29 protein-coding genes are annotated in these 25,460 nt (G+C 65.6%); 15 read left to right on the forward strand and 14 right to left on the reverse strand.

Annotated elements, in window-relative coordinates; genetic code table 11:
• Positions 1–2 precede the first annotated feature (2 nt).
• The 4 genes from ACZK33_RS15365 to ACZK33_RS15380 all read right to left on the reverse strand — a co-directional run bounded on the left by ACZK33_RS15365 (position 3) and on the right by ACZK33_RS15380 (position 4,707).
• Entirely contained in the window at positions 3–2,282 is a 2,280-nt protein-coding gene (locus tag ACZK33_RS15365) for a thiamine pyrophosphate-dependent enzyme (protein WP_423175627.1), read from the reverse strand.
• A gap of 78 nt (positions 2,283–2,360) precedes the next feature.
• Positions 2,361–3,017 carry a glutathione S-transferase family protein gene (locus ACZK33_RS15370; RefSeq protein WP_164080947.1) on the reverse strand — a complete coding sequence of 219 codons (657 nt, stop codon included), beginning with the start codon at positions 3,015–3,017 and terminating at the stop codon, positions 2,361–2,363.
• 175 nt (positions 3,018–3,192) lie between these two features.
• Positions 3,193–3,735 (reverse strand): GNAT family N-acetyltransferase, encoded by a 543-nt coding sequence (locus tag ACZK33_RS15375; RefSeq protein ID WP_423175041.1) that lies wholly within the window; start codon positions 3,733–3,735, stop codon positions 3,193–3,195.
• 126 nt (positions 3,736–3,861) lie between these two features.
• The gene (locus tag ACZK33_RS15380) at positions 3,862–4,707 is read right to left on the reverse strand and encodes a glycine zipper 2TM domain-containing protein (RefSeq protein WP_423175040.1); all 846 of its coding nucleotides are present in this window, start codon (positions 4,705–4,707) and stop codon (positions 3,862–3,864) included.
• Between the two features lie 163 nt (positions 4,708–4,870).
• Between ACZK33_RS15380 and ACZK33_RS15385 the strand changes: the two genes are divergently transcribed.
• Both ACZK33_RS15385 and ACZK33_RS15390 read left to right on the forward strand, forming a co-directional pair.
• Positions 4,871–5,086 carry a DUF6116 family protein gene (locus ACZK33_RS15385; protein WP_049398753.1) on the forward strand — a complete coding sequence of 72 codons (216 nt, stop codon included), beginning with the start codon at positions 4,871–4,873 and terminating at the stop codon, positions 5,084–5,086.
• On the forward strand, positions 5,083–5,862 hold the full coding sequence (locus tag ACZK33_RS15390) for a TatD family hydrolase (RefSeq protein ID WP_423175039.1): 780 nt from the start codon (positions 5,083–5,085) through the stop codon (positions 5,860–5,862). The genes ACZK33_RS15385 and ACZK33_RS15390 overlap by 4 nt, the downstream gene beginning before the upstream one ends.
• A gap of 72 nt (positions 5,863–5,934) precedes the next feature.
• On the opposite strand, the gene ACZK33_RS15395 is transcribed toward ACZK33_RS15390, so the two are convergent.
• Complete coding sequence (locus ACZK33_RS15395) at positions 5,935–6,762, reverse strand: tRNA threonylcarbamoyladenosine dehydratase (RefSeq protein WP_033835434.1); 828 nt, start codon at positions 6,760–6,762, stop codon at positions 5,935–5,937.
• Positions 6,763–6,842: 80 nt separating this feature from the next.
• On the opposite strand from ACZK33_RS15395, the gene ACZK33_RS15400 reads away from it, so the two are divergent.
• Both ACZK33_RS15400 and ACZK33_RS15405 read left to right on the forward strand, forming a co-directional pair.
• Positions 6,843–7,277 carry a hypothetical protein gene (locus tag ACZK33_RS15400; protein WP_423175038.1) on the forward strand — a complete coding sequence of 145 codons (435 nt, stop codon included), beginning with the start codon at positions 6,843–6,845 and terminating at the stop codon, positions 7,275–7,277.
• A 136-nt stretch (positions 7,278–7,413) separates the two neighbouring features.
• Positions 7,414–7,908, forward strand: a complete 495-nt coding sequence (locus ACZK33_RS15405) for a glycine zipper 2TM domain-containing protein (RefSeq protein ID WP_010486804.1) — start codon at positions 7,414–7,416, stop codon at positions 7,906–7,908.
• 71 nt (positions 7,909–7,979) lie between these two features.
• Here the strand turns inward: ACZK33_RS15405 and ACZK33_RS15410 are convergent, their stop codons facing one another.
• Positions 7,980–8,189 carry a cold-shock protein gene (locus ACZK33_RS15410; protein WP_005410290.1) on the reverse strand — a complete coding sequence of 70 codons (210 nt, stop codon included), beginning with the start codon at positions 8,187–8,189 and terminating at the stop codon, positions 7,980–7,982.
• A gap of 236 nt (positions 8,190–8,425) precedes the next feature.
• Here ACZK33_RS15410 and ACZK33_RS15415 point away from each other — a divergent pair, with 236 nt between their 5' ends.
• From ACZK33_RS15415 to arsC, 3 genes are all read left to right on the forward strand, one after another.
• Positions 8,426–8,911, forward strand: coding sequence for a DUF456 domain-containing protein (locus ACZK33_RS15415; protein ID WP_423175037.1), 486 nt, complete (start codon positions 8,426–8,428; stop codon positions 8,909–8,911).
• Positions 8,912–9,030: 119 nt separating this feature from the next.
• Complete coding sequence (locus ACZK33_RS15420) at positions 9,031–10,185, forward strand: phospholipase A (protein WP_019337376.1); 1,155 nt, start codon at positions 9,031–9,033, stop codon at positions 10,183–10,185.
• Complete coding sequence (gene arsC / locus ACZK33_RS15425; RefSeq protein WP_285301827.1) at positions 10,185–10,526, forward strand: arsenate reductase (glutaredoxin); 342 nt, start codon at positions 10,185–10,187, stop codon at positions 10,524–10,526. Before ACZK33_RS15420 ends, arsC begins: the two co-directional genes overlap by 1 nt.
• 71 nt (positions 10,527–10,597) lie before the next feature.
• Here the strand turns inward: arsC and ACZK33_RS15430 are convergent, their stop codons facing one another.
• The 4 genes from ACZK33_RS15430 to ACZK33_RS15445 all read right to left on the reverse strand — a co-directional run bounded on the left by ACZK33_RS15430 (position 10,598) and on the right by ACZK33_RS15445 (position 13,736).
• Positions 10,598–11,233 (reverse strand): glutathione S-transferase family protein, encoded by a 636-nt coding sequence (locus ACZK33_RS15430; RefSeq protein ID WP_423175036.1) that lies wholly within the window; start codon positions 11,231–11,233, stop codon positions 10,598–10,600.
• A 58-nt stretch (positions 11,234–11,291) separates the two neighbouring features.
• Positions 11,292–11,627, reverse strand: coding sequence for a hypothetical protein (locus ACZK33_RS15435; protein WP_423175035.1), 336 nt, complete (start codon positions 11,625–11,627; stop codon positions 11,292–11,294).
• Positions 11,628–11,703: 76 nt separating this feature from the next.
• On the reverse strand, positions 11,704–12,099 hold the full coding sequence (locus ACZK33_RS15440; RefSeq protein WP_423175034.1) for a hypothetical protein: 396 nt from the start codon (positions 12,097–12,099) through the stop codon (positions 11,704–11,706).
• Positions 12,100–12,218: 119 nt separating this feature from the next.
• The gene (locus tag ACZK33_RS15445; protein WP_423175033.1) at positions 12,219–13,736 is read right to left on the reverse strand and encodes a fumarate hydratase; all 1,518 of its coding nucleotides are present in this window, start codon (positions 13,734–13,736) and stop codon (positions 12,219–12,221) included.
• Between the two features lie 147 nt (positions 13,737–13,883).
• Here ACZK33_RS15445 and ACZK33_RS15450 point away from each other — a divergent pair, with 147 nt between their 5' ends.
• The 6 genes from ACZK33_RS15450 to ACZK33_RS15475 all read left to right on the forward strand — a co-directional run bounded on the left by ACZK33_RS15450 (position 13,884) and on the right by ACZK33_RS15475 (position 19,678).
• Positions 13,884–14,768 carry an RNA polymerase sigma-70 factor gene (locus ACZK33_RS15450; protein ID WP_423175032.1) on the forward strand — a complete coding sequence of 295 codons (885 nt, stop codon included), beginning with the start codon at positions 13,884–13,886 and terminating at the stop codon, positions 14,766–14,768.
• A gap of 57 nt (positions 14,769–14,825) precedes the next feature.
• Positions 14,826–15,290, forward strand: a complete 465-nt coding sequence (locus ACZK33_RS15455; RefSeq protein WP_423175031.1) for a hypothetical protein — start codon at positions 14,826–14,828, stop codon at positions 15,288–15,290.
• Between the two features lie 176 nt (positions 15,291–15,466).
• A complete protein-coding gene (locus ACZK33_RS15460; protein ID WP_423175030.1) occupies positions 15,467–15,916 on the forward strand; it encodes a carboxymuconolactone decarboxylase family protein in 450 nt (149 codons plus the stop codon).
• Between the two features lie 89 nt (positions 15,917–16,005).
• Complete coding sequence (locus tag ACZK33_RS15465) at positions 16,006–16,821, forward strand: hypothetical protein (RefSeq protein WP_368850385.1); 816 nt, start codon at positions 16,006–16,008, stop codon at positions 16,819–16,821.
• A 125-nt stretch (positions 16,822–16,946) separates the two neighbouring features.
• Positions 16,947–18,818 (forward strand): ABC transporter ATP-binding protein, encoded by a 1,872-nt coding sequence (locus ACZK33_RS15470; RefSeq protein ID WP_423175029.1) that lies wholly within the window; start codon positions 16,947–16,949, stop codon positions 18,816–18,818.
• Positions 18,819–18,898: 80 nt separating this feature from the next.
• Positions 18,899–19,678, forward strand: coding sequence for a ferredoxin--NADP reductase (locus ACZK33_RS15475; RefSeq protein ID WP_046984352.1), 780 nt, complete (start codon positions 18,899–18,901; stop codon positions 19,676–19,678).
• 78 nt (positions 19,679–19,756) lie between these two features.
• Here ACZK33_RS15475 and ACZK33_RS15480 read toward each other — a convergent pair whose 3' ends face one another.
• On the reverse strand, positions 19,757–20,236 hold the full coding sequence (locus ACZK33_RS15480; RefSeq protein ID WP_423175028.1) for a glutathione peroxidase: 480 nt from the start codon (positions 20,234–20,236) through the stop codon (positions 19,757–19,759).
• A 130-nt stretch (positions 20,237–20,366) separates the two neighbouring features.
• Here ACZK33_RS15480 and ACZK33_RS15485 point away from each other — a divergent pair, with 130 nt between their 5' ends.
• Positions 20,367–22,535 (forward strand): M3 family metallopeptidase, encoded by a 2,169-nt coding sequence (locus tag ACZK33_RS15485; protein WP_423175027.1) that lies wholly within the window; start codon positions 20,367–20,369, stop codon positions 22,533–22,535.
• Between the two features lie 174 nt (positions 22,536–22,709).
• On the opposite strand, the gene cfa is transcribed toward ACZK33_RS15485, so the two are convergent.
• Genes cfa through ACZK33_RS15500 form a run of 3 tightly spaced genes read right to left on the reverse strand, consistent with a single transcriptional unit; the run spans position 22,710 to position 25,066 of the window.
• Positions 22,710–23,825 (reverse strand): cyclopropane fatty acyl phospholipid synthase, encoded by a 1,116-nt coding sequence (gene cfa, locus ACZK33_RS15490; RefSeq protein ID WP_423175026.1) that lies wholly within the window; start codon positions 23,823–23,825, stop codon positions 22,710–22,712.
• 19 nt (positions 23,826–23,844) lie between these two features.
• Positions 23,845–24,726, reverse strand: coding sequence for a DUF3298 and DUF4163 domain-containing protein (locus ACZK33_RS15495; protein WP_049421528.1), 882 nt, complete (start codon positions 24,724–24,726; stop codon positions 23,845–23,847).
• Positions 24,727–24,763: 37 nt separating this feature from the next.
• Positions 24,764–25,066 carry a GNAT family N-acetyltransferase gene (locus tag ACZK33_RS15500; protein ID WP_006455911.1) on the reverse strand — a complete coding sequence of 101 codons (303 nt, stop codon included), beginning with the start codon at positions 25,064–25,066 and terminating at the stop codon, positions 24,764–24,766.
• Positions 25,067–25,275: 209 nt separating this feature from the next.
• Here ACZK33_RS15500 and ACZK33_RS15505 point away from each other — a divergent pair, with 209 nt between their 5' ends.
• Positions 25,276–25,437 (forward strand): hypothetical protein, encoded by a 162-nt coding sequence (locus tag ACZK33_RS15505; RefSeq protein WP_165929939.1) that lies wholly within the window; start codon positions 25,276–25,278, stop codon positions 25,435–25,437.
• Positions 25,438–25,460 lie beyond the last annotated feature (23 nt).

Here is a 25,460-nt window from a genome sequence, read left to right on the forward strand (position 1 = left end):
CATCAAGGTTCCTGCGCCAGTTCAAGGGCGGCGCCAATCACCGCATTGTCGCTTGGAAGCCCGAACATTGCTGCCCCCGCCAGCGGCGTATAGGTATCGGCACCGCAGACCCGGCGCAATGGCAGGTGGCCGAAACCGGCCTCGACCAGGGCGGTGACCACGCCCTCGCCCACCCCGCCACTGTGGCGGCCCTCATCCAGAACCAGCACGCGCCGGGCGCTGGCGGCTTGCGCGGCGATGAAACCGGCATCCAGCGGCACCAGCCAGCGCAGGTCGACCACCCGCACCTGCCAGCCCAGCTGCTGCTCGATTGCCCGCGCCGCGCGCAGCGCCATCGGCACGCCGTTGCCATAGGTGTAGACCACCAGGTCGCCCGCCTCCGGCGCATAGACCCGGCCCTCGCCCGGTACCAGCGCCTGGTCCTGGGCCGGGTAGTCGAACAGCCACTGGCCATCGCCCGGCGCATGCAGGTCCTTGCTCATGTACAGCGCGATCGGCTCCAGGAACACCGCCACCCTCCCGTCCACCCGCGCCAGCGCGGCCAACGTGCGCAGCATCATCACCGCATCGTCGCCGCGCGACGGGCAGCCGACCACCAGGCCGGGAATGTCGCGCAGCGCGGTGATCGAATTGTCGTTGTGGAAGTGGCCACCGAAGCCTTTCTGGTAGCCCAGCCCGGCCACCCGAACCAGCATCGGGTTGCGGTACTGGTCATTGGAGAAGAACTGCAGCGAGCACGCTTCGCCGCGCACCTGGTCGATGGCGTTGTGCAGGTAGGCCAGGTACTGGATCTCCGGGATCGGCAGCATGCCCATGTTGGCCAGGCCCTGCGCCATGCCCAGGATCATGGTCTCGTCCAGCAGGGTGTTGAACACCCGGCGTGGGCCGAAGCGGCGCAGCAGATCCTTGGTGACGGTATAGACACCGCCCTTCTGCGCGACGTCCTCGCCGAACAGCAGGCTCTGCGGATACTTCGCCAGCAGTTCCTGCAGCCCATGGTTGATCTGGATCGCGAGGTGCCGAGGTGCCTGCCGCTCGGGCAGGGCCTCCGCACCGCCATACAGCGCTTCGCGCGCATCGGCGGGCACCTCGCGCCGCGCTTCGGCCTGCACCGCCGCCGGCGTGTACGGTGCCAGCGGCGCCATCACCTCCTGCAGCGACTGCAGCGTCGGGCGGCCTTCGGCATCCGCCGCCGCGGCCATGCAGCGCGCGCGCATCGTTTCGTAGGCGACCTCGATGGCGGCCGCATCCATCCAGCCCGACTCCATCGCGATCTGCGCCGAGCGCAGCAGCGGATCCTGCGCCTCGGCCGCGCACAGCTCCGGCAGCGCGCGCCATTCCACCTCGAAGTCGGTGCCGGCGTGGCCCATCAGGCGGGTGGTGCGCAGATGCAGGAAGGTGGGTCGCCGCGTGCGCCGGCAGTGCTCCACCGCCGCCTGCACCTGGGCGTGCCCGGTGGCCAGGTCGAGACCATCAGCGAAGAAATAGTCGAGCCCCGGCTGGCGGCTGAAGCGCTCGGCAATCCAGCCTTCCGGCGTCTTCACTGAAATGCCCAGCCCGTTGTCCTCGCAGACGAACAGGATCGGCGCCGGCAGCTTCTGGTAGGCCGACCACATCGCGGTGTTGAACGCGGTCTGCGCGGTGGCATGGTTGGCCGAGGCGTCGCCGAACGAGCACAGCACGATGCTGTCGGCCGGGATCGGCAACGGCTGCCCCAGGCGCTTGCCGCTCTCGATGGCCAGCGCGGTGCCCAGCGCTTTCGGCAGGTGCGACGCGATGGTCGAGGTCTGCGGCAGCACCCACAACGGTTTGCTGCCCCACACCTTGTGGCGGCCCCCGCTGGCCGGGTCATCGGCGCTGGCGGCGAAAGACAGCGCGGCATCGCGTAGCGGATCGATGCCCGGCACCTGGCGCGAACGCTCGGCCATGAAGGCACCGGAGCGATAGTGCAGGAAGGCTGGATCGGTATGCCGGCAGGCCCGCGCCAGCAGCGCGTTGCCCTCGTGGCCGGAGGAACCGATGGTGTAGAAGACCTTGTTCTGCACGCGCAGCACGCGTGCCATCAGGTCCAGCTGGCGGCTGGCCAGCTGCGAATCGAACAGTTCGCCAAACGCTGCGGCAGTGAGCGTACTGCCCGGCAGGATCGGCGCATCCGGCGCCGGGCGCGGACGCGGGGTGCCGCGCCAGCCACGTACCGCATCGAGGAAGTTGACGTCGCACACTTCGGCGCGGTTGAGCACGCGCATGCGTGCGGGAATCGGATCTGGAACCACAGCGAACATCGAACACCCTCCGTGTCGTTGTTGCATTCCGCCCGGCGTTGGCCAGGCGCTACCCTGTGGGGGTCACCCTGGTGAGAGTCACGCGGCCTCGAATCGCGAGCGCACTTCGGCAGTCACGGCCGGCATCGGCAGGAAACGCGGTTGTTCACGCACGCGCTGCAGCCAGCCACGCACTTCCGGGAATGGCTCCAGGCTGATACCGCCCTCTCCCGCCACGTGGGTATAGGCAAACAGCGCGATATCGGCGATGCCATATCCGTTGCCGGTGAACCATTGCGCCTGGCGCAGGTGCTGCTCCATCACCGCCAGCGCGGTGGCGGCGCGCTCGTGCAGGCGCGGCAGTTCGGCGCGGCGCGGTGAATCAGCGGGGGTCCAGCCACGGATGAAGCGCGCCACCGCCACGCACGGCTCGTGCGTGTACTGCTCGAAGAACATCCAGCTCAACGCCTGCGCGCGCTCCCAGCCATCGGTGGGCAGGTACGGCGTGCCCTCGGCCAGCCAGAACAGGATCGCGTTGGATTCGGTCAGCACGCGGCCATCGTCGCGGACGATCAGCGGCACCTTGGCATTCGGATTCAACGCCAGGAATTCGGGGGTGTGGGTCTGGCCATGGGCGCTGTCCACCTCCACCCAGCGGTAGCGGCTGCCGAGCTGCTCCAGCAGCAGGCGCACCTTGTGGCAATTGCCCGAGACCGACATGCCATGCACCGTCAACGGGACGCGCTCTTCCACCATCGCCTGCTCCATCGGATCCGGCCGGCGGCCAGCTGCGTGCAGTCTGGCAAGCGCGCCGATGAATGCCAAGCGCGGGTGCAGCATGGCAACCCGGTAGTGCCGGCCGCTGGCCGGCAACCGCGTTGCGGCAGATTCGCGCGATTGCCGGCCAGCGGCCGGCACTACCGGGCAAGGCTCAGCGCGCGCGCTGCCGCCACTGCTCGCGCGACTGGCCCCAGATCTGCATCGGCTTGTCGTTGTACGGCGGCGGCAGTTCCCCCATCCGCAGCAGCGTGCTGCCGAGCTTGCGCGCGACCGCCCGCGAGTTGTCGTTGTTCTCGGCAATGGTGTGGATCACTTCGTCCCAACCCAGCGTGTCGAACGCCCAATCGATTGCTGCGACCGCCGCTTCCGGCGCATAGCCCCGGCCCCAGCTGGCATGACGGATGCCCCAGCCGACCTCGGTACCGGGCCAGTCCTGCGGTTGCCAGGGCCCCATCCGCCCGATCCAGTCACCGCTGGATTTCTCGATCACGCTGAACATCGAGAAGCCAAACAGCGGCCAGGCGCCAGCCAGGCTGCAGAAGCCACGCCAGGCCACCGAAGGCGGCTGCACGCCACCAAGGGTGCGCATCGTTTCCTCGTCGGCGCAGAACGCCAGATACGGCTCGTAGTCCTCGCGCAGCAGCGGCCGCAGGATCAGCCGTTCGGTTTCGATGCGCAGGTCGAAGATGCTCATGCCGGCTCCATGTCGAAGGAAGCGTCCATGATGGTGGATTCACGCCCCGCGCGGATGAATTTCGCCGGCTGCAACGAAACGGGCCGGCATAAGCCGGCCCGTCAGGTACTGCATGCGGCATCTGGATTACTGGCGCGTGCTGGCCGCCGTGGCACCGGCAGCAGCGGTCTGCGTGACCAGCTGGCCGTCGACCACCGGCAGGCGATCGCTGGCCGGCTTGTTGTCCATGCGCACCGTCTTCTCGGCGCCGTCATAGCGGTAGGTCACGTTGTACCCCTTCACCACGTCGTTGGTACCCATGGCAATGCGGTTGCCCGGCTTGCTGGCCATGCGCATGGTGCCGGTGGTGCCGTCCTCGTTGCGGTAGGTCACGTTGTAGCCGGTGACGCGGCTCGACTCGGAGGTCGCGGTCTCGGTGTGGCACTGGCGCTCGGTGCGGTTGACCACGCGGCCACCCACATGGCGCTTGTCGATCTGGTTGCCGATGAAGCCACCGGCCACCGCGCCGGCCGCAGTGGCGGCCTTCTTGCCATTGCCGCCGCCGACCTGGTTGCCCAGCAGGCCGCCCACCACAGCACCGACCACGGTACCGCCGACGTTGCCGTCACGTTCCGGCAGGCGCTCCTGCACCGTCACGTCCTGGCAGACTTCATGCGGGGTCTGGGTGGTGGAGGTCTCACGCACCGCGTCGGTGCCGATCACGGTGGCGTAGGCCTTCTGCTTCTCGGTGATCGGGTCGACCTTCAGCACATCGGCATATTCCAGCCCACGCGGTGCGGTCGGGTCGAGAGTGTCACCACGCGCGCCATCGTCGCTGGCATTGCCATCGACCAGGCGCGATTCGCCATTGGGGGTTCCGGCGCTGATGGAATCGGGCGATTTGTCGCCACTCTTCATGAAGGCGGCAGTGGCGATGCCACCGACCAGCAGCGCGCCCGCTGCGACCAGGACAGTTGTAGTTGTGCTTTTCATGACCTGCTCCTTGCGGACCATCCGCAACGTTCTCGAACCAGATTGCAGCATGCGCTGCCTGAACGGAATCTCCACATTTCCTGCTCATTCCCGTAACCCATTCAGCATCGGGAAATGCTGGGCCCGTGGTAGCGTTTGCATATTCCCCAGGAGGACCCCCGCCATGGCCAACCCGATGCTGCTGCCGGTACTGCAATGGGCGCGCCGGCTGCGCTACCCCACCCTGTTCAAGCTCACCGCGGGCCTGTTCGCGCTGACCCTGTTCATCCCGGACCCGATTCCGTTCGTCGATGAGCTGGTGCTCGGCTTCGGCACCCTGCTGCTGGCCAATTGGAAGCGCCGCAACACCACCACGCCTCCGCCGCTGGAGCAGCATTGAGCCTGCTGGTCGACAGCCACTGCCATCTGGACGCCAGCGAGTTCGACCGCGACCGCGCCGCGGTGGTCGAGCGTGCGCAGGCCGCTGGCGTGCACCAGCAGGTGGTACCGGCGGTGACCGCAGCCAGCTGGCCGAAGCTGCGCGAGGTCTGCCAGCACGCGCCGGGGCTGTACCCGGCCTACGGCCTGCATCCGATGTTCCTGGCCGAGCACCAGCCTGGGCACCTGCCGCTGCTGCGCGAGTGGATCGAACGCGAACGCCCCTGCGCGATCGGCGAATGTGGTCTGGACTTTTTCGTTGAAGGCCTGGATGCCGAGGCGCAACAGGCATATTTCATCGGTCAGCTGGAACTGGCCCGTGAGTTCGAGCTGCCGGTGATCGTGCATGCACGGCGCGCGGTGGATGCGGTGATCGCCGCGATCCGTCGCGTCGGCGGCCTGCGCGGCGTGGTGCACAGCTTTTCCGGCAGTCCAGAACAGGCAGCGCAACTGCACAGGCAGGGCTTCCTGCTCGGGCTCGGCGGCCCGTTGACCTACGAACGCGCGCAACGCCTGCAGCGGCTGGTGCGCGAGATGCCGCTGGAACAGCTGCTGCTGGAGACCGACGCTCCGGACCAGCCTGACGCCGGCATCCGCGGCCAGCGCAACGAACCGGCACGGCTGGCGATCATCGCCCGCCACGTGGCGGCGCTACGCGGGATGGAGCTGGACGCGGTGGCCCAGGCCACGACGGAGAACGCGCGGCGGCTGTTCGCGCTGCCCGCAATGCAACGGTAGGTGCCGGCCGCTGGCCGGCATCTGCGCTGATTCAATCATTCCGGAGTTGCCGGCCAGCGGCCGGCACTACCATCACGCGTCAGCGTGATCCTCGACCACTTCGGCCTTCACCTTCTTCGGCTCCAGCAGCATTTCCAGCGCCTTGCCGACCGCCGCGAACGCGAACGCACCGGTGATGTGGGTCGCCGCACCCAGGCCCGCGCCGCAGTCCAGCTTCAGTGCCGCATCAGCGCCCAGGTTCGGGCGGATGCCACAGACGCTGCCATCGGCCTGCGGGTACTTCACATTCTCCAGCGAATACACCGCCGGCACGCCGAAGTAGCGCTTGGCATTCTTCGGGAAGTTGAACTCGCTGCGCAGCTTCTTGCGGATCAACGCCAGCATGGCGTCGTGCTCGGTGCGCGAGACATCGCGGATGCGCACAAGGGTGGGATCGGTACGGCCACCGGCGGCACCCACGGTCAGCAGCGGCAGCTTGCGGCGGCGGCACCAGGCAATCGTCTCGACCTTGACCCGGAAGCTGTCGCAGGCATCGATCACCAGATCAAAGCCACGGTCCAGCAGTTCTGCCATGTTCGACACCGTCAGGAACGCCTGTACGGCATCGACCTCGATGTCCGGGTTGATCGCGCGGCAGCGTTCGGCCATCGCCTCGGCTTTGTTGCGGCCGTAGTTGCCTTCCATCGCCGGCAGTTGCCGGTTGGTGTTGGACACGCAGATGTCATCGGCATCGATCAGGGTCAGGTGACCGACCGCCGAACGGGCCAATGCCTCCACCACCCACGAGCCAACGCCACCCATGCCCACCACCGCCACGCGGCTGCCCTGCAGGCGCTCGAGTGCGCCCACGCCGTACAGCCGTTCGATGCCGGCGAAGCGTTGTTTGACCTGTTCGTTCATCCGGCTATTTTAACGTGCAGGCGCCAGCGCCTGCAGCGCGCCGGCATCGAACCCACCGTTGCACGTCCGGAGAGCCCGCCATGAACGCCAGCCCGCCCCGCCGCCCGTCCACCGCCTACCGCTATCTGTTCGTGCTCGGCCTGGGCCTGTTGATCGGCCTGATCGCCACGGTGATGGTCGGCCGCGCCCTGCAGGCCCGCCGCGATCCGTTCCCGGACAGCCTGATGCAGGTGATGCAACGGCAATCGCAGCTGCTGCAGCAGGCCCAGCAGCAGAACCGCTGCAGCCTGGCCGACAGCGTGCCGCGGTTGCAGGCGATGCGCCTGCTGTCCAACGACCTGGACCTGGCCTTTCCCGGGCTGAAGGACAGCGCGCAGTTCCGGCAGCATGCCAGCCAGCTGCGCGGCAACCTCAACGCCGCTCTGGCCGCGCCGCCCAGCGACTGCACGGCCCTGGCCCAGGTGGTGGAAACGGTGCAGGCCGACTGCCGCGCCTGCCACCAGGACTTCCGCTGAGCCGCATTCATCCTGCAGCCGGACAAGGCCTGCGCGGTTGGCGCCTTGTTCACGTTCAAAAGGGGACGATTCGTCCACCCTGCTGCATGACGCAGTACCACCCCAGACACCCGCCTTCACGGCCAGGAGACGCCCCATGAAGATCCAGCTCATCGCCGCCAGCGCCATCGCTACCCTTGCCCTGGCTGGCTGTGCCACCTCGCCCGGCTACGGCGGTGGTGGTTACAACAACGGCTACAACAATGGCGGCTACGGCAACAATGGTGGCTACAACCAGGGCCGCTGCGCCGACTGCGGCATCGTGACCCGCATCAACACCGTGCAGTCCGGCCGTACCGCGCCCAGCGCGACCGGCGCGATCCTGGGCGGCATCGTCGGCGCCGTCGCCGGCCACGAGATCTCCGACCACACCGGCGGCAGCCGTGGCAACAAGAACATCGCCGCCGCTGCGGGCGCGGTCGGTGGCGCACTGGCCGGCAACCAGATCCAGAAGAACGTGACCAGCGACACCTACGACATCAGCGTGCGCATGGACGATGGCCGCACCATCGTGGTCAACCAGCGCGACCTCGGCGGCATCCGCGAGAACACCTACGTGCGCGTGGTCAACGGCAAGGTCATCCTGCGCTGACCTGCATCGGGCCGATGGCAAAGAAAAGGCCCGCTTGCGCGGGCCTTTTCATTTGACGGTATGCAGCGCGATCAGGTCGGCTGAACGGCGTCGGCCTGCAGGCCCTTCTGGCCCTGCACGACGGTGAAGGTGACCTTCTGGCCTTCCTTCAGGCTCTTGAAGCCCTGGGTCTGGATGGCACGGAAGTGCACGAACACGTCTTCGCCGTTTTCACGGCTGATGAAGCCGAAGCCCTTTGCATCGTTGAACCACTTGACGGTACCGGTCTCGCGATCAGACATCTCACTAACTCCCTGGTGACTCTCTCTTGTTGTAGGAAACGCCTGGTGGGCGGCTGACAAGCAAGGGGGAAGCGAGGTGCATCGATGCAGCGGATCGGGAAGATCTTGCTTCATCAGGCCACGATCCACGGTGACCTTGCCAAGCTCAGCGACTGCAACTTAACCCGCCCAAAACGAAAAAGCAACTGGCAAAATCTTTCACTGTCAACCCCAAAACGACCACCATCCGGGACAGCATGGGACTCTCATTCATCTTATATCTGCTAGCGGTCATTTTTGTCCTCGTCGGCATCGCCGGAATCATCCTTCCGGCCCTCCCCGGCATCCCGCTGGTGTTCATCGGACTGCTGCTGGCGGCGTGGGCCGACGGCTTCGCCCACGTCGGCTGGCCGACCCTGGTTGCGCTGGGCGTACTGACCCTGCTCTCGCTGCTGGTGGACGTACTGGCCACAGTGGTGGGTGCGCAGCGGGTCGGTGCCAGCCGCAAGGCGCTGTGGGGCACGTTCATCGGCAGCATCGTCGGGCTGTTCTTCATGCCGATCGGCCTCTTTGCCGGGCCCCTGATCGGCGCCTTGGCCGGCGAGTACTGGCACACCCGTGAACTGGGCCGCTCCACCAAGGTGGGTCTGGCCACCTGGCTCGGCATCCTGCTCGGCCTGGCGCTGAAACTGGCTGTGGTGATCGCGATGCTGGGCCTGTTCGCCTTCGCCTGGTTCCTGTAAGCCGCACCGTCTTCACGCCGCGCGCACGCGGTGGCCGTGCATAAACCGTGGGGGCTGGCCGCGATGCGGTACAGCCGCCACACTGTGCGATTCCCGTATTCACCGAAGGGCCTGCTGGAATGACCCTCCCCCCGCTGCTTCCCCGCCTTGCGCCGCTGGCGCTGGCCCTGGCCAGTGCCCCATTGGCCGCGCAGGAATTCGTGCCCAGCACCGATACCTCGCCCGCGGCGTGTGCCGCCATCACCACTGACGCGGCGCGCCTGGCCTGCTATGACCGCCTGTTCGCGCATACGCCGCAGGCCACGGCCGCCGCCGATGCCGCTGCCGAGGCGGCCGCGCAGGCCCGTCGCGAAGAACGCCAGACCGCACGCGTGAGCCAAGGCGAAGAGAAACTGCGCGAGCGGGTCAGCGACCTGTTCCGCCCCGCTGCGCCGGACAGCGCGCTGGCCAATGCCGGCCGCGGTTCGCTATTGGACAGCCGCTGGGAACTGGCCGAGGACTCCAAGCTCGGCCCATTCCAGCTGCGTGCCTACAAGCCGGTGTACCTGCTGCCGGCGTTCTGGACCAGCGACCGCAACACCACGCCGCATTCGCCGAACCCGGCCAACACGGTCACCACGCCGCAGGTGCTGGACAGCGCCGAACTGAAGTTCCAGATCAGCTTCAAGACCAAGATCGCCGAGAACCTGTTCGGCGACAACGGCGACATCTGGGCCGGCTATACCCAGAGCTCGCGCTGGCAGGCCTACAACGGCGAGGATTCGCGCCCGTTCCGCGAAACCAATTACGAGCCGGAAGTGATGATGGTGTTCCGCAACGGCTACTCGATCGGTGGCTGGCGCGGCCGCATGACCGGCATCGCGCTGAACCACCAGTCCAACGGCCGCGCCGATCCGCTGTCACGCAGCTGGAACCGGGTCATGCTCAACATCGGCCTGGACCGCGAGAACTGGGCGCTGGTGCTGCGGCCGTGGTACCGCATTCCCGAGACCCGCAGCGACGACAACAATCCGGACATCGAGGACTACATGGGCCGCGGTGATGCGACCCTGACCTGGAACCGCAACGGCCACGAAGTCTCACTGATGGCGCGCCATTCGCTGCGTACCGGCAGCCGCTCACACGGTGCCCTGCAGCTGGATTACGGCTTCCCGATCAGCAACCTGCTGCGCGGCCACGTGCAGATCTTCGACGGCTACGGCGAAAGCCTGATCGACTACAACCACAAAGCCACCTACGTGGGCGTGGGCGTGTCGCTGCTGGAGTGGTTCTGATGGACGTGACGATCTGGCACAACCCGGCCTGCAGCAATTCGCGCGGCGCACTGAAGCTGATCCGCGATGCCGGCTTCGAGCCGGAGGTGATCGAGTACCTCGGCAATCCACCCGATGTGGCCACACTGCGCCAGGTGCTGGCCGAATCCGGCCTGGACGCGCAGGCGCTGGTGCGCAGCAAGGAAGCACAGTTCACCGAACTGGGACTGGAAGAGGCCGACGATGCCACGCTGCTCGCCGCGATGGCCGCACACCCGCGCCTGATCAACCGCCCCGTGGTACGCACGCCCAAGGGCACACGGCTGTGCCGCCCGCCGGAAACGGTGCTGGAGATCCTGTAACGGAAAAGGGGACGGAGGGGATTAAGTCGTTTGTGCACAAACGACTTAATCCCCTCCGTCCCCTTTTCTGGTTACCGCCAGTCGGTGATGCCCTCGCGGCGGTATACCTCGGCGAACGCCGGGCGCGCCTTCATCGACGTGGCATGCACCTTGAGCGCCGGCCAGGTGTCGCTGGGCTTCGGCATGTTGCGCGACCAGCGCATCAGCATCACCAGCATGTAGTCGACCACGCAGGGCGTGGCACCCAGCAGATACGGTCCGTGCGCCTGCAGGTGCGTGGCGACCTGCTGCCAGGCCGCTTCAAGGCGCTGACGGGCCATCTCGCGGCTCGCTTCGATATTTGCCTCGCCCGCCATTTCATGCGGATAGAACCAGGCACGATAGGCCGGCTGCAGCGTATTGGCACACCAGAACATCCAGCGGTAGGCATCGGCGCGCTGCGGCGTGCCCAGTGCGGGCAGCAGGTTGGCCTCCGGATGGCGGTCAGCCAGATACAGTGCGATCGCCGCCGCTTCGGTCAGTACCAAGCCATCGATCAGCAGTGTCGGCACCACACCGGCCGGATTCAGCGCCAGGTACTCCGCCGACTTGTGCTCGCGCGCGTCGAAATCCAGCAGCACCAGTTCGTGCTCGATGCCCAGCTCGATCAGCAGCCAGTGCACCACCAGCGCGGCGGTACTGGTTGAACCATACAGCGTGGTGCTCATGCGGAAGATCCTGTGCAGGTGGATCAGCCGATTATGCGCCCACGCGCGCAATCGTTGCTCAGCCGCAGCGGCTCATGCAGGTATCGCGGCCTTCGCTACAGGACATGATCGGCGTGCGTATCGCGCAGTCGTGCGTCTTCAGTTCACAGGAACGGCGCAGCTCGGGGTTGGCAATGTCCTTGCAGCGCTTGTCCGGCGCCGGCACCATCTGTTGTTCGCAGCTGAAGTCGTTGCTGCCGATACTGCCCCGCGCCATGCAGCTGCGATAGTCGGCCTGGCACTGCATGCGGCACTGCGAGGAGGCGGAAAAATCCGCACCTTCGTAGGATGAGGTTGTGGTGCAGCCGGCCAGGACCAGCAGGAACACAGCCGCGACGGATCGATGCAGGCGCATGGGCACATCCAGTGCAGGGGTGTGCCGACCCTAGCAGACTACGGTTACTCGTGCAGGCAGCGACGCGCGCCCCCGATCAGTACACCGGAATCCCGGTGTCGGTGCGGACTTCATTCACGGTGCCGCCGCAGGAGAGCAGGCACTGGGCGTACGGAGCACTGCATGAAGGAAGCGCCGGGGAACCGCAGTAGGTGCCGGCGCCGTTGCCCCCTTCACAGTTGTGCCGCTGCTTGTCGTCGGCGATACCACTGCAACGGCTGATGATCCGGCTCTTCTCGCTTTCGCAGCTGCGCTGATCCGATTCCGCGCGGGCGCGGTTGTGGAAGTCGCACGTCGCCTTCTGGCTCTCGCAGACTGACGCGCAGATCCTCCCCGCTTCGTGGGTTGGCGGTTCGACGAAATATCGTGGCCCGCAGGCACTGCACGCCAGCGCAGCGACCAGCAACACGAAAATACGCGACAACTGCAGCACGATGGACTCCCTTCCAATACGTCAGACAGCGCACGTTAGCAGAGCACACCATCCACGGGCAGGCTGCATGCAACAACGGCGCCACACGGGCGCCGTTGTCTGGACCGGAACGGGAGGAATTACTCCACCACCACCGGAATCTTGCCGATGCGGGCCTGCCATTCGCGCGGGCCGGTCTTGTGCACCGATTCGCCAGTGGAGTCGACCGCCACGGTCACCGGCATGTCCTGCACGGTGAACTCGTAGATCGCTTCCATGCCGAGGTCGGCGAAACCAACCACCTTCGCCGCCTTGATCGCCTTGGACACCAGGTAGGCCGAACCACCGACGGCCATCAGGTAGGCCGACTTGTTGTCACGGATCGCCTCGATGGCCGCCGGGCCGCGCTCGGCCTTGCCGACCATGCCCAGCAGGCCGGTCTGTTCAAGCACCTGACGGGTGAACTTGTCCATGCGGGTCGCCGTGGTCGGACCAGCCGGGCCCACCACTTCGTCGCGCACCGGATCGACCGGGCCGACGTAGTAGATGAAGCGGCCCTTCAGATCGACCGGCAGCTGCTCGCCCTTGTTGAGCATGTCGACCATGCGCTTGTGCGCGGCGTCGCGGCCGGTCAGCAGCTTGCCGTTCAGCAGCAGGGTCTGGCCCGGCTTCCAGCTGGCCACATCTTCCGGCGTGATCGTGTCCAGGTCCACGCGGGTGCCCTTGGACGAATCGTAGGTCAGCTTCGGCCAGTCCTCCAGCGACGGCGGGTCCAGCATCACCGGGCCGCTGCCATCCAGGGTGAAGTGCGCATGGCGGGTGGCCGCGCAGTTCGGGATCATCGCCACCGGCAGGTTGGCCGCATGAGTCGGGTAATCGTTGATCTTGATGTCGAGCACGGTGGTCAGGCCGCCCAGGCCCTGCGCACCGATGCCCAGCGCGTTGACCTTCTCGTACAGCTCCAGGCGCAGCTCTTCGATGCGGTTGGAGGCACCACGGGCCTGCAGCTCGGTGATGTCGATCGGCTCCATCAGCGCTTCCTTGGCCAGCAGCATCGCCTTCTCGGCGGTGCCGCCGATGCCGATGCCGAGCATGCCCGGCGGGCACCAGCCGGCGCCCATGGTCGGCACGGTCTTCAGCACCCAGTCGACGATGGAGTCGGACGGGTTGAGCATGGCGAACTTGGTCTTGGCTTCCGAACCACCACCCTTGGCGGCGACGATGACGTCGACGGTGTTGCCCGGCACCACCTTGACGTTGACCACGCCCGGGGTGTTGTCCTTGGTGTTGGTGCGCTTGCCGGCCGGGTCGGCCAGCACCGAGGCGCGCAGCTTGTTGTCCGGGTGCATGTAGGCGCGGCGCACGCCTTCGTTGGCCATGTCTTCCACGCCCATGGTGGCGTCGTCCCAACGCACGTCCATGCCGATTTCCAGGAACACGGTGACGATGCCGGTGTCCTGGCAGATCGGACGGTGGCCTTCGGCGCACATGCGCGAATTGATCAGGATCTGCGCCATCGCTTCCTTCGCGGCCGGCGACTCCTCGCGCTCGTAGGCGGCGGCAAGGTTCTTGATGTAGTCGACCGGGTGGTAGTACGAGATGTACTGCAGCGCGTCGGCGATGGACTGGATGAGGTCTTCCTGCTTGATCGATGTCACGACTTGCTCGCTTGCTGGAGGCTGGCGGGGGTAATCCCCCCATTTTACCCCCTCCCCCGGCCGCAGGGTGGTAGTGCCGGCCGCTGGCCTGCACTATCCACGCACACCCTCTGTCACGCCACGCGCCACTGCGGCGTCCTTGCCCACATGAACGCTGAAACCGCTTTCCAGACCCACCGTCCGCGCCTGATGGCGCTGGCCTACCGCCTGCTCGGCAGTCGCGCCGACGCCGAAGACGTGGTCCAGGATGCCTGGTTGCGCTGGTCCGGCGCCGACCCGGCGGCCGTCCGCGACCCCGAAGCCTGGCTGGTCACCACCACCACCCGGCTCGGCCTGGACCGGTTGCGCGCAGCCAAGCGCGAGCGCGTGCACTACGTCGGCCCGTGGCTGGCCGAGCCACTGGCGGTCACCCTGGAGCCCGACCCGGCGCCCGGCCCGGCGCAGCTGCACGCGCTGGCCGACGACGTCTCGGTCGCCTTCCTGACCCTGCTTGAACAGCTAGGCCCCGAGGAGCGCGCCGCGTTCCTGTTGAAGGAGGCCTTTGATCACGATTACCGTGAGATCGCCGAGCTGATCGGCCACAGCGAGGCCAACTGCCGGCAGCTGGTGCGTCGTGCCCGGCAGCGCCTGCAGGCCGGGCGGCCGCGCTTCAACGCCGACGCCAGCCAGCACCGGCAACTGCTGGCGCGCTTCATGGACGCTTCCCAGCGTGGCGACAGCGAAGCGATCCAGGCCCTGCTGCACGCCAACGCGCTGCTGGTCTCCGACGGTGGCGGCGTGGTCACCGCAGCGGTGCGCCCGCTGCTGGGCGCCGAACGCATCGGCCGCCTGTTCTGGGCCATCGCGCGCCGCGGCGCGGTGCACCCGGCGCAGCTGGGCTACGTCAACGGCGAGCCGGCGATCCTGCGCTTTGTCGGTGATCGCCTGCACTCGGTCACCACCATCGAGGTGGTCGATGGCCGCATCGCCAACGTGTACAGCGTGTTGAATCCGGAAAAGCTGCCGAGTATTCAAGGCGCACTCTCCGATTAGACATACGGACTTGGGCTTGGGCAATCTGTCAGCGCAATGGAAAGGAAATTGACGGCAATGAATCCCAAGAAGCCAAGAAAGAAGATCAAGGTGAACGTCGGCGATGTATTTGCCGTACCGCTCAATGAATTCGAGCTTGTTTTTGGCTATTTGCGCACTTACCAAGATCCGGACGTAGCGATCCTTCCATTCATTTCAAAGGGCAGAATGCTCCGTGACTACGAGCTTCCCACGTTGGAGAGCTTCATGGATGTACTGACTACTCGCACCGGAATTGAAGGAGGTGATTGGCCCAGAATCGCCTCTTTTCCTTTTCCGAATGAAGAATCAACTTGGGCACCGCCAAGAAGGCAACTATCAACGATCCGTCCGGATGTCAGGCTCGTGGTAGTCAAGGGCAACTTTGTTCCTGCTGAAAAATATGGCGAATGGGACACTCTACCCGTGCTCATCAAAGCCGATACTGACCAATTGAAAGCGTTGATTCTCACGTCAGCAGCCGAGTTCCAGATTCTCACCTGAGCGAGATGCACCACGGCTCGATGACACTACAGGAGTCTTTGAGGAGGTCGGCACGCGCATCTGGAGTCGTACTTGGCTCGTCGGCATTTCGCTTTCAACCATTCGATGTCACGAACAGGGACGGAACGGCGTCCTTGTAATGAAAGGCGGCCATCGTGGCCGCCGTGGAGCCGAAAATGTCCGACCACGCCTCTCCCCGCGTCCCATACACCCGCCTGGCCGCCGAAGCCTTCAAGGGCCTGCTGGCCACCAGCCAGGCGGTGCATGACAGCTCGATCGATCCGACCCTGATGGAACTGGTGTTCCTGCGCGTGTCGCAGCTCAACGGCTGCGGCTACTGCATGGACATGCACGGCACCACGCTGCGCAAGGGCGGCATCGAGCCGCGCAAGCTCGATACCCTGCCGGCCTGGCACGAAAGCCGTTTCTTCGATGCACGCGAGCGTGCGGCGCTGGGCTGGGCCGAGGCACTGACCCGGCTGACCGACGGTGCACCGTCACAGGCGGCGTTCGATGCACTGGCACCGCACTTCGATGAGAAGGGCATCAGCGACCTGAGCATGGGCATCGCGGTGATCAATGCCTGGAACCGGCTGGGCGCCGGGCTGCTGCCGCCGCTGCCGTAAGCCGAATGAGGCATGGGCAACACTGTTGCCCATGCCTCAATTCCAATGAACAGTGGTAGTCGTAGCCGAGAACCCACAAGAACGTCGCTATGGGAAAACTGCCCACCCCCGTGCTGAAAGCGCTGCGTGACTATTACCAATCGGACGACCCCAAACCAGACGACGTGCTCCGCCTGCTGTCGCTTCATGACCTTTTTGCACCCAAGTTCCGGGTCGATCACGACACTGCAATAGGGGATTTAATGAACGTCTTCAGCAAGATCCTGAAAGATCATGTTGTGGACAACTTCATCTTGGGCGTAGCTGAAAATTCACCGTCGCTCAGAGCAGGTCTATCGGCCTACTCCTTCATGATCAACTTCCCCGCTCACACCTTCGCAAGCGATGACGGCGTCGTCTGCAATATCTGCGGAGAGTTCAGGGAGGTTACCGTCGACCCAACCTTCATAAACGCCATCCGCTTTCAGGCCGGCTGCATGGTAGGGAATTCACCAACTCACCTGACGCACTTCTTGATTGAACACTCCAGGACACCAAGGCGTACTCCCAGTAGCCTGACCAAGTTGTCAAGAATTCTCCAGGAAATCAGAAACACTAGTGCAGACGACACGCCCAACACACTACAACGCAGCATCCGCAGAATTCCTGGGGTGCAAATGAGCGTCTATGAGGCACGTGGCTTGCTTACTGCCTTGGGTCATGCGGGAATTCTTCAATCCGGGGCACATCAAGGCCTGGCTCAGGCATTCGTCAATGCGGAAACCGCACCTCGAAAGCACCATTCGTCGGATTGGGGTTACCCCATTTCGTTCTGGACAGGCGCTGATGGGCTGAATGACGATGCCTTGCGCTATTGGTTTTCGAGCTATCCCGAGCTACTGGATGGTCTGATCCAGCCGCGTTAATGCCACCCATTGCCGCACTCCCTTGTGGGGTCAGAGCCCTTTGCGCCGCAAAGGGATCTGACCCCGGCGCGGCCACACGGCTGCCCTGACCCCATCTGCACGCATCAGGCGCGCACAATACGCACATGCCTGCTTCCCCCACCGCTGGCGCTGCCGCCGCGAAGAAACCCAGCCTGCGCCAGCGCTTCAAGGCGATGCGCAACCTGCCGCCGTTCCTGCGCATGGTCTGGCAGACCAGCCCCGCGCTCACCCTGGCCAGCCTGGGGCTGCGCCTGATCCGTGCGCTGCTGCCGGTGGCGATGCTCTACGTCGGCAAGCTGATCATCGACAGCGCCCTGCACCTGAGCCAGCACGACGCTGGCTTCCCGCCGCTGGGCGAAGCACTGTCCAGCGGCATACTGAATTCGCTGCTGGGCCTGCTGGCGCTGGAATTCGGCCTGGCCATCGCCTCGGATCTGCTCGGCCGGCTGGTCAGCTACGCCGATGCCCTGCTCTCGGAACTGTTCGCCAACGTCACCAGCATCCGGCTGATGGAACACGCGGCAACGCTGGATCTGGAGGACTTCGAGGACCCGGACCTGCAGGACAAGCTGGACCGTGCGCGGCGCCAGACCATGGGCCGGATGAACCTGATGAGCCAGTTGTTCGGCCAGGTACAGGACGCGATCACCGTGGCCAGCCTCGCCATCGGCCTGCTGGTCTACGCGCCGTGGCTGATCCTCCTGCTGGCGCTGGCACTGGTGCCGGCCTTCATCGGCGAATCGCACTTCAACGCGGCCGGCTACAGCCTCAACTTCCAGTGGACGCCCGAGCGCCGCCAGCTCGACTACCTGCGCCAGCTCGGCGCCAGCGTGGAAACGGCCAAGGAAGTGAAGATCTACAACCTGCACCGCTTCCTGGTGGAGCGCTATCGCAGGTTGTCTGTAGCACTCTTCCAGGCCAACCGGGCACTGGCCCGGCGGCGTGCGTTCTGGGGCACGCTGCTGGCCGCACTGGGCACGCTGGGTTACTACACCGCCTACGCCTACATCGCGTGGCGCACGGTGCGCGGCGATTTTTCGATCGGCGACCTGACCTTCCTCGCCGGCAGCTTCCTGCGCCTGCGCCAGCTGCTGGAAGGCCTGCTGATCGGGTTCTCGCAGGTGGCCAGCCAGGCGCTGTACCTGGATGACCTGTTCTCGTTCTTCCAGATCCAGCCGGAAATCCACTCGCGCGAAGGTGCAGTGCGCGTGCCGCAGCCGATCCGCCAGGGCTTCGTGTTCGAGAACGTCGGCTTCCGCTACCCGGATGCCGAGCAATGGGCGGTGCGCCACCTTGATTTCCAGCTGCAGGCCGGCGAAGTACTGGCGCTGGTCGGTGAGAACGGCGCTGGCAAGACCACACTGGTGAAGCTGCTGGCGCGGCTGTACGAACCGGACGAGGGCCGCATCCTGCTCGATGGCCGCGACCTGCGCGACTACGACCTGGACGACCTGCGCGCCAACCTCGGGGTGATCTTCCAGGACTTCGTGCGCTACAACCTCAGCGCCGGCGAGAACATCGGCGTCGGCCAGGTCGAGGCGATGGACGATCAGGCACGCATCGCCGACGCCGCGCGGCGCGGCATGGCCGAGGAAGTGATCGACGACCTGCCCGGCGGCTACGACCAGCTGATCGGCCGCCGCTTCAAGCAGGGCGTGGACCTGTCCGGCGGCCAATGGCAGAAGATCGCCATCGCCCGCGCATGGATGCGCAATGCGCAGGTGATGATCCTGGATGAGCCAACAGCAGCGCTGGATGCGCGCAGTGAGTTCGAGGTGTTCCAGCGGTTCAGGGAACTGGCGGATAATCGCACCGCAGTGCTGATTTCCCACCGTTTCTCCTCGGTACGCATGGCCGATCGCATCCTGGTGCTGGCCGATGGCCGGATCGAGGCCAGCGGCACCCATGAGCAGCTGATGGCACAGGGCGGCCGCTACGCCGAGCTGTTCGAGCTGCAGGCGGCCGGCTACCGCTGAGAACGCCTCTCGTTCCGCCTAATGAGAACCTGTCTCATTTGAGATAGAATCACCCCCGACGACTTCCGATAGATACGCCCATGTCCTCCGCTTTTGGCGCCGAAACGGTGCTTGAGGTCCGCCACTGGACCGATGCCTACTTCAGCTTCACCCTCACCCGCGACAGCGGTTTCCGCTTCGAGAACGGCCAGTTCGTGATGATCGGCCTGGAAACCGAGGCGCGGCCGCTGCTGCGCGCGTATTCCATCGCCAGCGCCAACTGGGAAGAGCACCTGGAGTTCTTCAGCATCAAGGTGCAGGACGGCCCGCTGACCTCGCGCCTGCAGCACATCAAGCCGGGTGACAAGGTGCTGGTCGGCAAGAAGCCCACCGGCACCCTGCTGATCAGCGATCTGCACCCCGGCAAGAACCTGTACCTGCTGGGCACCGGCACCGGCATGGCGCCGTGGCTGTCGGTCATCAAGGACCCGGAAACCTACGAGCGCTTCGAGAAGGTGATCCTCTGCCACGGCGTGCGCTACGAGAAGGACCTGGCCTACCGCGATTACTTCGAGAAGGAACTGCGTGAGCATGAATTCCTCGGCGAGATGATCGGCGACAAGCTGCTGTACTACCCGGCCGTCACCCGCGAGCCGTTCGCCAACCAGGGCCGCCTGACCCAGCTGATGGAAAGCGGCGAGATGCAGCGCACCCTCGGCCTGCCGGAGCTGAGCCCGGAGAACGACCGCGCGATGATCTGCGGCAGCCCGCAGATGCTGGCCGACCTGCGCAGCGTGCTCGATGCCCGTGGCTTCCAGGTCTCGCCGCGTATCGGCCAGCCGGGCCACTACGTGTTCGAGCGCGCGTTCGTCGAGAAGTAAGCAAAAAGGGGACGGAGGGGGATTAAGTCGTTTGTGCACAAACGACTTAATCCCCTCCGTCCCCTTTTGGGGTTCATCTCACAGCAGCGCTTCGATCTCGCCGCGCAGCTGCTCCGGCCTGGTGGTAGGCGCATGCCGCGACACCACCTGCCCCTGGCGGTCGACCAGGAACTTGCTGAAATTCCACTTGATGCGGGCGCTACCCAGCAGGCCGCGCTTCTCGCGTGACAGCCATGCCCACAACGGATCAGCCCCCTCGCCGTTGACCTCGATCTTCTCCGACAGCGGGAAGCTGACCGGGTAGTCCAGCGAACAGAACTGGCGGATCTGCGCGGCGTCGCCGGGCTCCTGTGCACCGAACTGGTTGCATGGGAACCCGATCACCACCAGGCCACGCTCGCGATACTCCTGCCACAGCTGTTCCAGCCCGGTGTACTGCGGGGTGAAGCCACAGCGGCTGGCGACATTGACCAGCAGCATCGGGTGCCCCTGGTACCGGGTCAGGGCCTGCGGCTGGCCGTCGAGGTCGCGGAAGCTGAAGTCGTAGGCAGTGGTCATGGCAGCGGGCCGTGGGCGGTGAATGCATGGTACCCGCGCCCAGCCCCGGCAACATGCCTTTTGACACAAGTGCGGGCGCCGCCGGCCGGGTTACCCTCGGGCCCTTGTTTGCCTTACCGGAGTTCCTACCTTGACCACTCGCCTTGCCCTTGCCGTGGCCATGTCCCTCGGCCTTGCCCTGCCCGCCTTCTCGGCCGGCGCCGCCACCCCGGCTGCCAGCACCCATGCCCAGCAGGCCAATCCGTTCTTCGCCGAAAGCCCGCTGCCGCTGCATTTCCCGCAGTTCGACAAGATCAAGGACAGCGACTTCGCCCCGGCCTTCGACTCCGGCATGGCGCAGCAGCTGAAGGAAGTGGAGGCGATCGCCAACAACAAGGCCAAGCCGACCTTCGACAACACCATCATCGCCCTGGAAAAGAGCGGTGACATCCTCGACCGTGCGACCACCGTGTTCTTCAGCCTGGTAGGCGCCGATACCAACGACACCCGCAAGAAGCTGCAGGCCGACTACTCGGCGAAGTTCGCCGCGCACAGCGATGCGATCGCGCTGAACGGCAAGCTGTTCGCCCGCATCCAGGCGCTGTACGACACCCGCAGCCAGCTGGGCCTGGACGCCGAAGGCGTGCGCCTGGTCGAGAAGTACTACGACAACTACGTGCGCGCCGGCGCCAAGCTGTCCGAGGCTGACAAGGCCACGCTGAAGGCGATGAACGCCGAGCTGGCCAACCTGGGCACCAAGTTCAGCCAGAACGTGCAGTCGGAAGTGAACGCTTCGGCGATCACCGTCGACGACGTCAAGGAGCTGGACGGCCTGTCCAAGGAGCAGATCGCCGCCGCCGCCGAAGCCGCCAAGGCTCGTGGCCTGGAAGGCAAGTACGTGATCACCCTGCTCAACACCACCGGCCAGCCGCCGCTGACCAACCTGGCCAACCGCGCCCTGCGCCAGAAGATCTACGAAGCCTCGACCACCCGCGGCAGCCGCGGCGGTGAGTTCGACAACACCGCGCTGGTCTCGCGCATCATGCAGCTGCGTGCCGACAAGGCCAAGCTGATGGGCTTCCCGAACTTCGCCGCCTACAACCTGACCAACCAGACCGCCAAGACCCCGGAAGCGGTCAACGCAATGCTCGGCAAGCTGGCTCCGGCCGCCGTGGCCAACGCCAAACGCGAAGCCGCCGACCTGCAGGCGATGATCGACAAGGAACAGAAGGCCGCGCGCAAGCCGACCTTCCAGCTGGAACCGTGGGACTGGGCCTTCTACAGCGAGAAGGTGCGCCAGGCCAAGTACAACTTCGACGAATCGCAGCTGAAGCCGTACTTCGAGATGAAGAACGTGCTGGAGAACGGCGTGTTCTACGCCGCCGGCCAGGAATTCGGCCTGACCTTCAAGCAGCGCACCGACCTGCCGGTCTACCACGATGACGTCACCGTCTACGACGTGTTCGACGCTGACGGCAGCCAGCTGGCGATCTTCATCTTCGACCCGTATGCACGCGCCTCCAAGCGCGGCGGTGCGTGGATGAACTCCTACGTCTCGCAGTCCAAGCTGACCGGCTTCAAGCCGGTGGTCGCCAACCACCTGAACATCCCGAAGCCGCCGGCCGGCCAGCCGACCCTGCTGACCTGGGACGAGGTGAACACCACCTTCCACGAGTTCGGCCACGCCCTGCACGGCATGTTCTCCAACGTGAAGTACCCGTACTTCTCGGGCACTTCGGTGCCGCGTGACTTCGTCGAGTTCCCCTCGCAGGTCAACGAAATGTGGTCGGATAATCCGGTCATCCTGAAGAACTACGCCAAGCACTACCAGAATGGTTCGGCGATGCCGCAGGCACTGCTGGACAAGGTGCTGGCCGCTGCCAAGTTCAACCAGGGCTTCGCCACCACCGAGTACCTGGGTGCGGCCATGCTTGATCAGCGCTGGCACCAGATCGGCGCCGACCAGGTGCCGGCCGCCAAGGACGTGATGGCCTTCGAGCGCGCCGCGCTGGAGAAGGACGGCATCTACTACGCGCCGGTCCCGCCCCGCTACAAGACCCCGTACTTCAGCCACATCATGGGCGGCTACTCGGCCGGCTACTACGCCTACATCTGGTCGGAAGTGCTCGACGCCAACACCCAGAAGTGGTTCAAGGACAACGGCGGCCTGAGCCGCAAGAACGGCGACCACTTCCGCGCCACCCTGCTGTCCAAGGGCGGCAGCGTGGACGCGATGCAGCTGTTCCGCGATTTCGCCGGCCACGAGCCGCAGATCGAACCGCTGCTGGAAAAGCGTGGCCTGACCGGCGCCGGCAACTGATCGCCCGCGCGGTAGCCTGAAACGAAAACCGCCCGGGAGACCGGGCGGTTTTTTGTTGAAGCATCCACGCATGGCGTGGATCTACTGGTGGGTGCCGACCGTTGGTCGGCACGATCCTTCCGGGCCATGAACCCCGGCATCGTCCATCCACGCATGGCGTGGATCTACTGGCTGTCAGCGTGGCGCCACGTACCCACCCGGCACGCCTTCCGGCGACAGCACCAGCTGCCACAGCTGCGCGTGCCGGCAACGGAAGGTGGCCATCGACCCGGCCAGGTAGAAGCGCCACATGCGCCGGAAGTGCTCGTCGTAGCGCGCATCCAGCCGCGGCCACGCCGCTTCCACGTTGCGCCGCCAGGCCTGCAGGGTCAGGTCGTAATCGGTGCCGAAGTTGTGCCAGTCCTCCAGCACGAAGCGGCCCTCGAACGCCTTGGTGATCTGCACCGCCGATGGCAGCATCGAGTTGGGGAAGATGTAGCGCGCAATCCACGGATCGGTGCGGTGCCGGGAGATGTTGGTGCCGATGCTGTGCAACAGCAGCAGGCCGCGTGGCGACAGGCAGCGCCGGGCCACCTCGAAGAAGCTGGCGTAGTTCTTGTCGCCGACGTGTTCGAACATGCCGATCGAGAAAATCGCATCGAACGGCTCGTCCAGTTCACGGTAGTCCTGCAGGCGGATCTCGATCGGCAGGCCGGCGCACAGTTCGCGCGCGAACTCGGCCTGCTCCTGCGAAATGGTCACGCCGACGCCACTGACACCGTAGCGCTCGGCGGCGAACTTCAGGGCTTCGCCCCAGCCACAGCCAATGTCCAGCACACGCTGCCCCGGGCGCAGGCCCAGCTTGCGGCAGACCAGGTCAAGCTTGGCTTCCTGCGCGGCGTCGAGATCGCCGGCATTGCGCCAGTAGCCACAGCTATAGACCAGGCGCTGGCCCAGCATGGCCTGGTAGAGATCATTGCCGAGATCGTAGTGGCGGCGGCCCACCTCGTAGCTGCCCTGCCCCACCTGCAGGTTGAACAGGCGCGCCTTCAGTGCATCGGCCACTTCGCGCCAACCGTGCACCCGTTCGTCCAGGTGCGCCTGCATCAGGTGGACAAGGAAGTCGTCCAGGACGTTGGCATCCCACCAACCGTCCATGTAGCTCTCGCCGAGGCCAAGCGAGCCGTGCGCCATGACCCGCGCGAAGAAGCGCGGGTCATGCACCTGGATATCCTGTGGCTGGGTACCGCCGATGCGGACCCCGGCTTCCTGCAGCAGGCCGGCGACCCGCTCCTGCAACCCTGTATCCACGCCACCTCCTCGACTGCGGTCAACCGCGTGCGAACAGCTCCACGTAGTCCTTGGCCACGTGCGGCAACAGCACCGCCGCCGGTACATCGGCGGTCTGGGTGCCGTCCGAGTATGGACCCACCTGGTACGGCGGGAAAACAAAGCGCAGCGCGGTGATCTGCCCCTTGTCGTCGGTCAGCGGCTGGAACTGGCTGAAATTGTCGGCCTGCGGGCCGGTGCCGTCGGCAATCATGCGCGATGCGTTGCGCAGCGATTCCTGCAGCTGGGCCGGATCCATGTCCTCACCGCTGAGGCGGGTGGCCACGCGTTCACGCAGCTGGTCGGCGACGAAATCGCTGATCGCCTTCCAGCCCTTGGCATCGGCCACCAGCTTTTCGGCGCTGAGCATCTGCTGATGCTGCGGCAGCCACACGAATCGGGCCACCAGCGGTTCGCCATGGGCGCCACCGGTGTAGCGGCTGCCATCGGCACTGACCACCACCAGCTGCGGGGTTTCCAGCAGCTTCTCGAAGCTCAGCGACAGCTCGTACGGCATGGTCGGCTTGTCATTGCCCAGCCCGTCCAGCGCCTGTTGCAGGTCACTGCGCGCACTCGTCGCATAGCTCTGCAGCGCGCGGGCCAGGCCCGGGTAGCGGTCGATGCCGGCCGGGTAGCTGATACCCACCACTTCGCGTTCGTTGTTCTCGATCACGTCGCGCAGGTCCAGCGGCGCTTCCGTGACCGGCGTTTCGCCTGCGGCGGTGGCTTCGGCGGCGGGCGCCGCGTCGGTCGCCGGTGCCGGCTCGCTTTCACGCTGGCAACCGGCCAGCAACAGCACGCCCACCACGCCGGCCAGCACGCTGCCGTGCAATGGCCGGTTGTTTCCAATCTTCATCGGGATCCCCTGTTCATGTTTGTACATCATCGCCTGCCATGGCTGAAGCGTGGCCCGCTGGCATTCAGCCAACGAGCAGGTCGTGGTACTCCTCATGCCGCTGCAGGAAGGCCTCGGCGTAGGAACACGCCGGCACCACCTTGTACTTCTGCTCACGGGCAAAACGCAGCGCCACACGGGTCAGCTCACCGGCGATGCCTCGGCCGGCAATCGGCTCGGGCACCTCGGTATGCGTGATGACCATGCGCCTGCGTTTGATCTGGTAGTCCAGCACCGCCAGCTGTCCGCGCACACGGGCGGTGAAGCGATGGTTGGCCAGGTCGTGTTCGACCTCGTAGGCCAGACCGGGGGGCGTGACCGAAGCCATGGAACTGTCTCCTGCGGCGACTGCGTGGATGGTGCGCAGCCGGGCGCCATGATCGCGTGAAGCCTGAACAGGGGCAAGTCCGTTCCATTCACGTCAGTTTGCGACCCTCAAGCTGGAGCGCTGGCGGCCGCTATCGCCTGTGGAGGGGTACGGCCAGGCTGGCACGGCCCTTGCGACCGTTGATCATGCGCACCACCGCGGAGGCTCCGATGCACCCCAGCGATTCCCATTCAGATACCGACCGCGCCCTGCTGGAGGGCCTGCTGCAACTGGCGGTGGAGGGGCAGACCCAGGACCAGGATTTCCAGCGCATCGGCGAAGAAGTGTTCGCCCGCCTGCTGGATACCTACGGTCAGCAGCCCACGCTCTGAAACAGCGGGGCGGATCGCTGCCG

The sequence above is a fragment of the Stenotrophomonas sp. 86156_Sma genome (assembly GCF_056481625.1).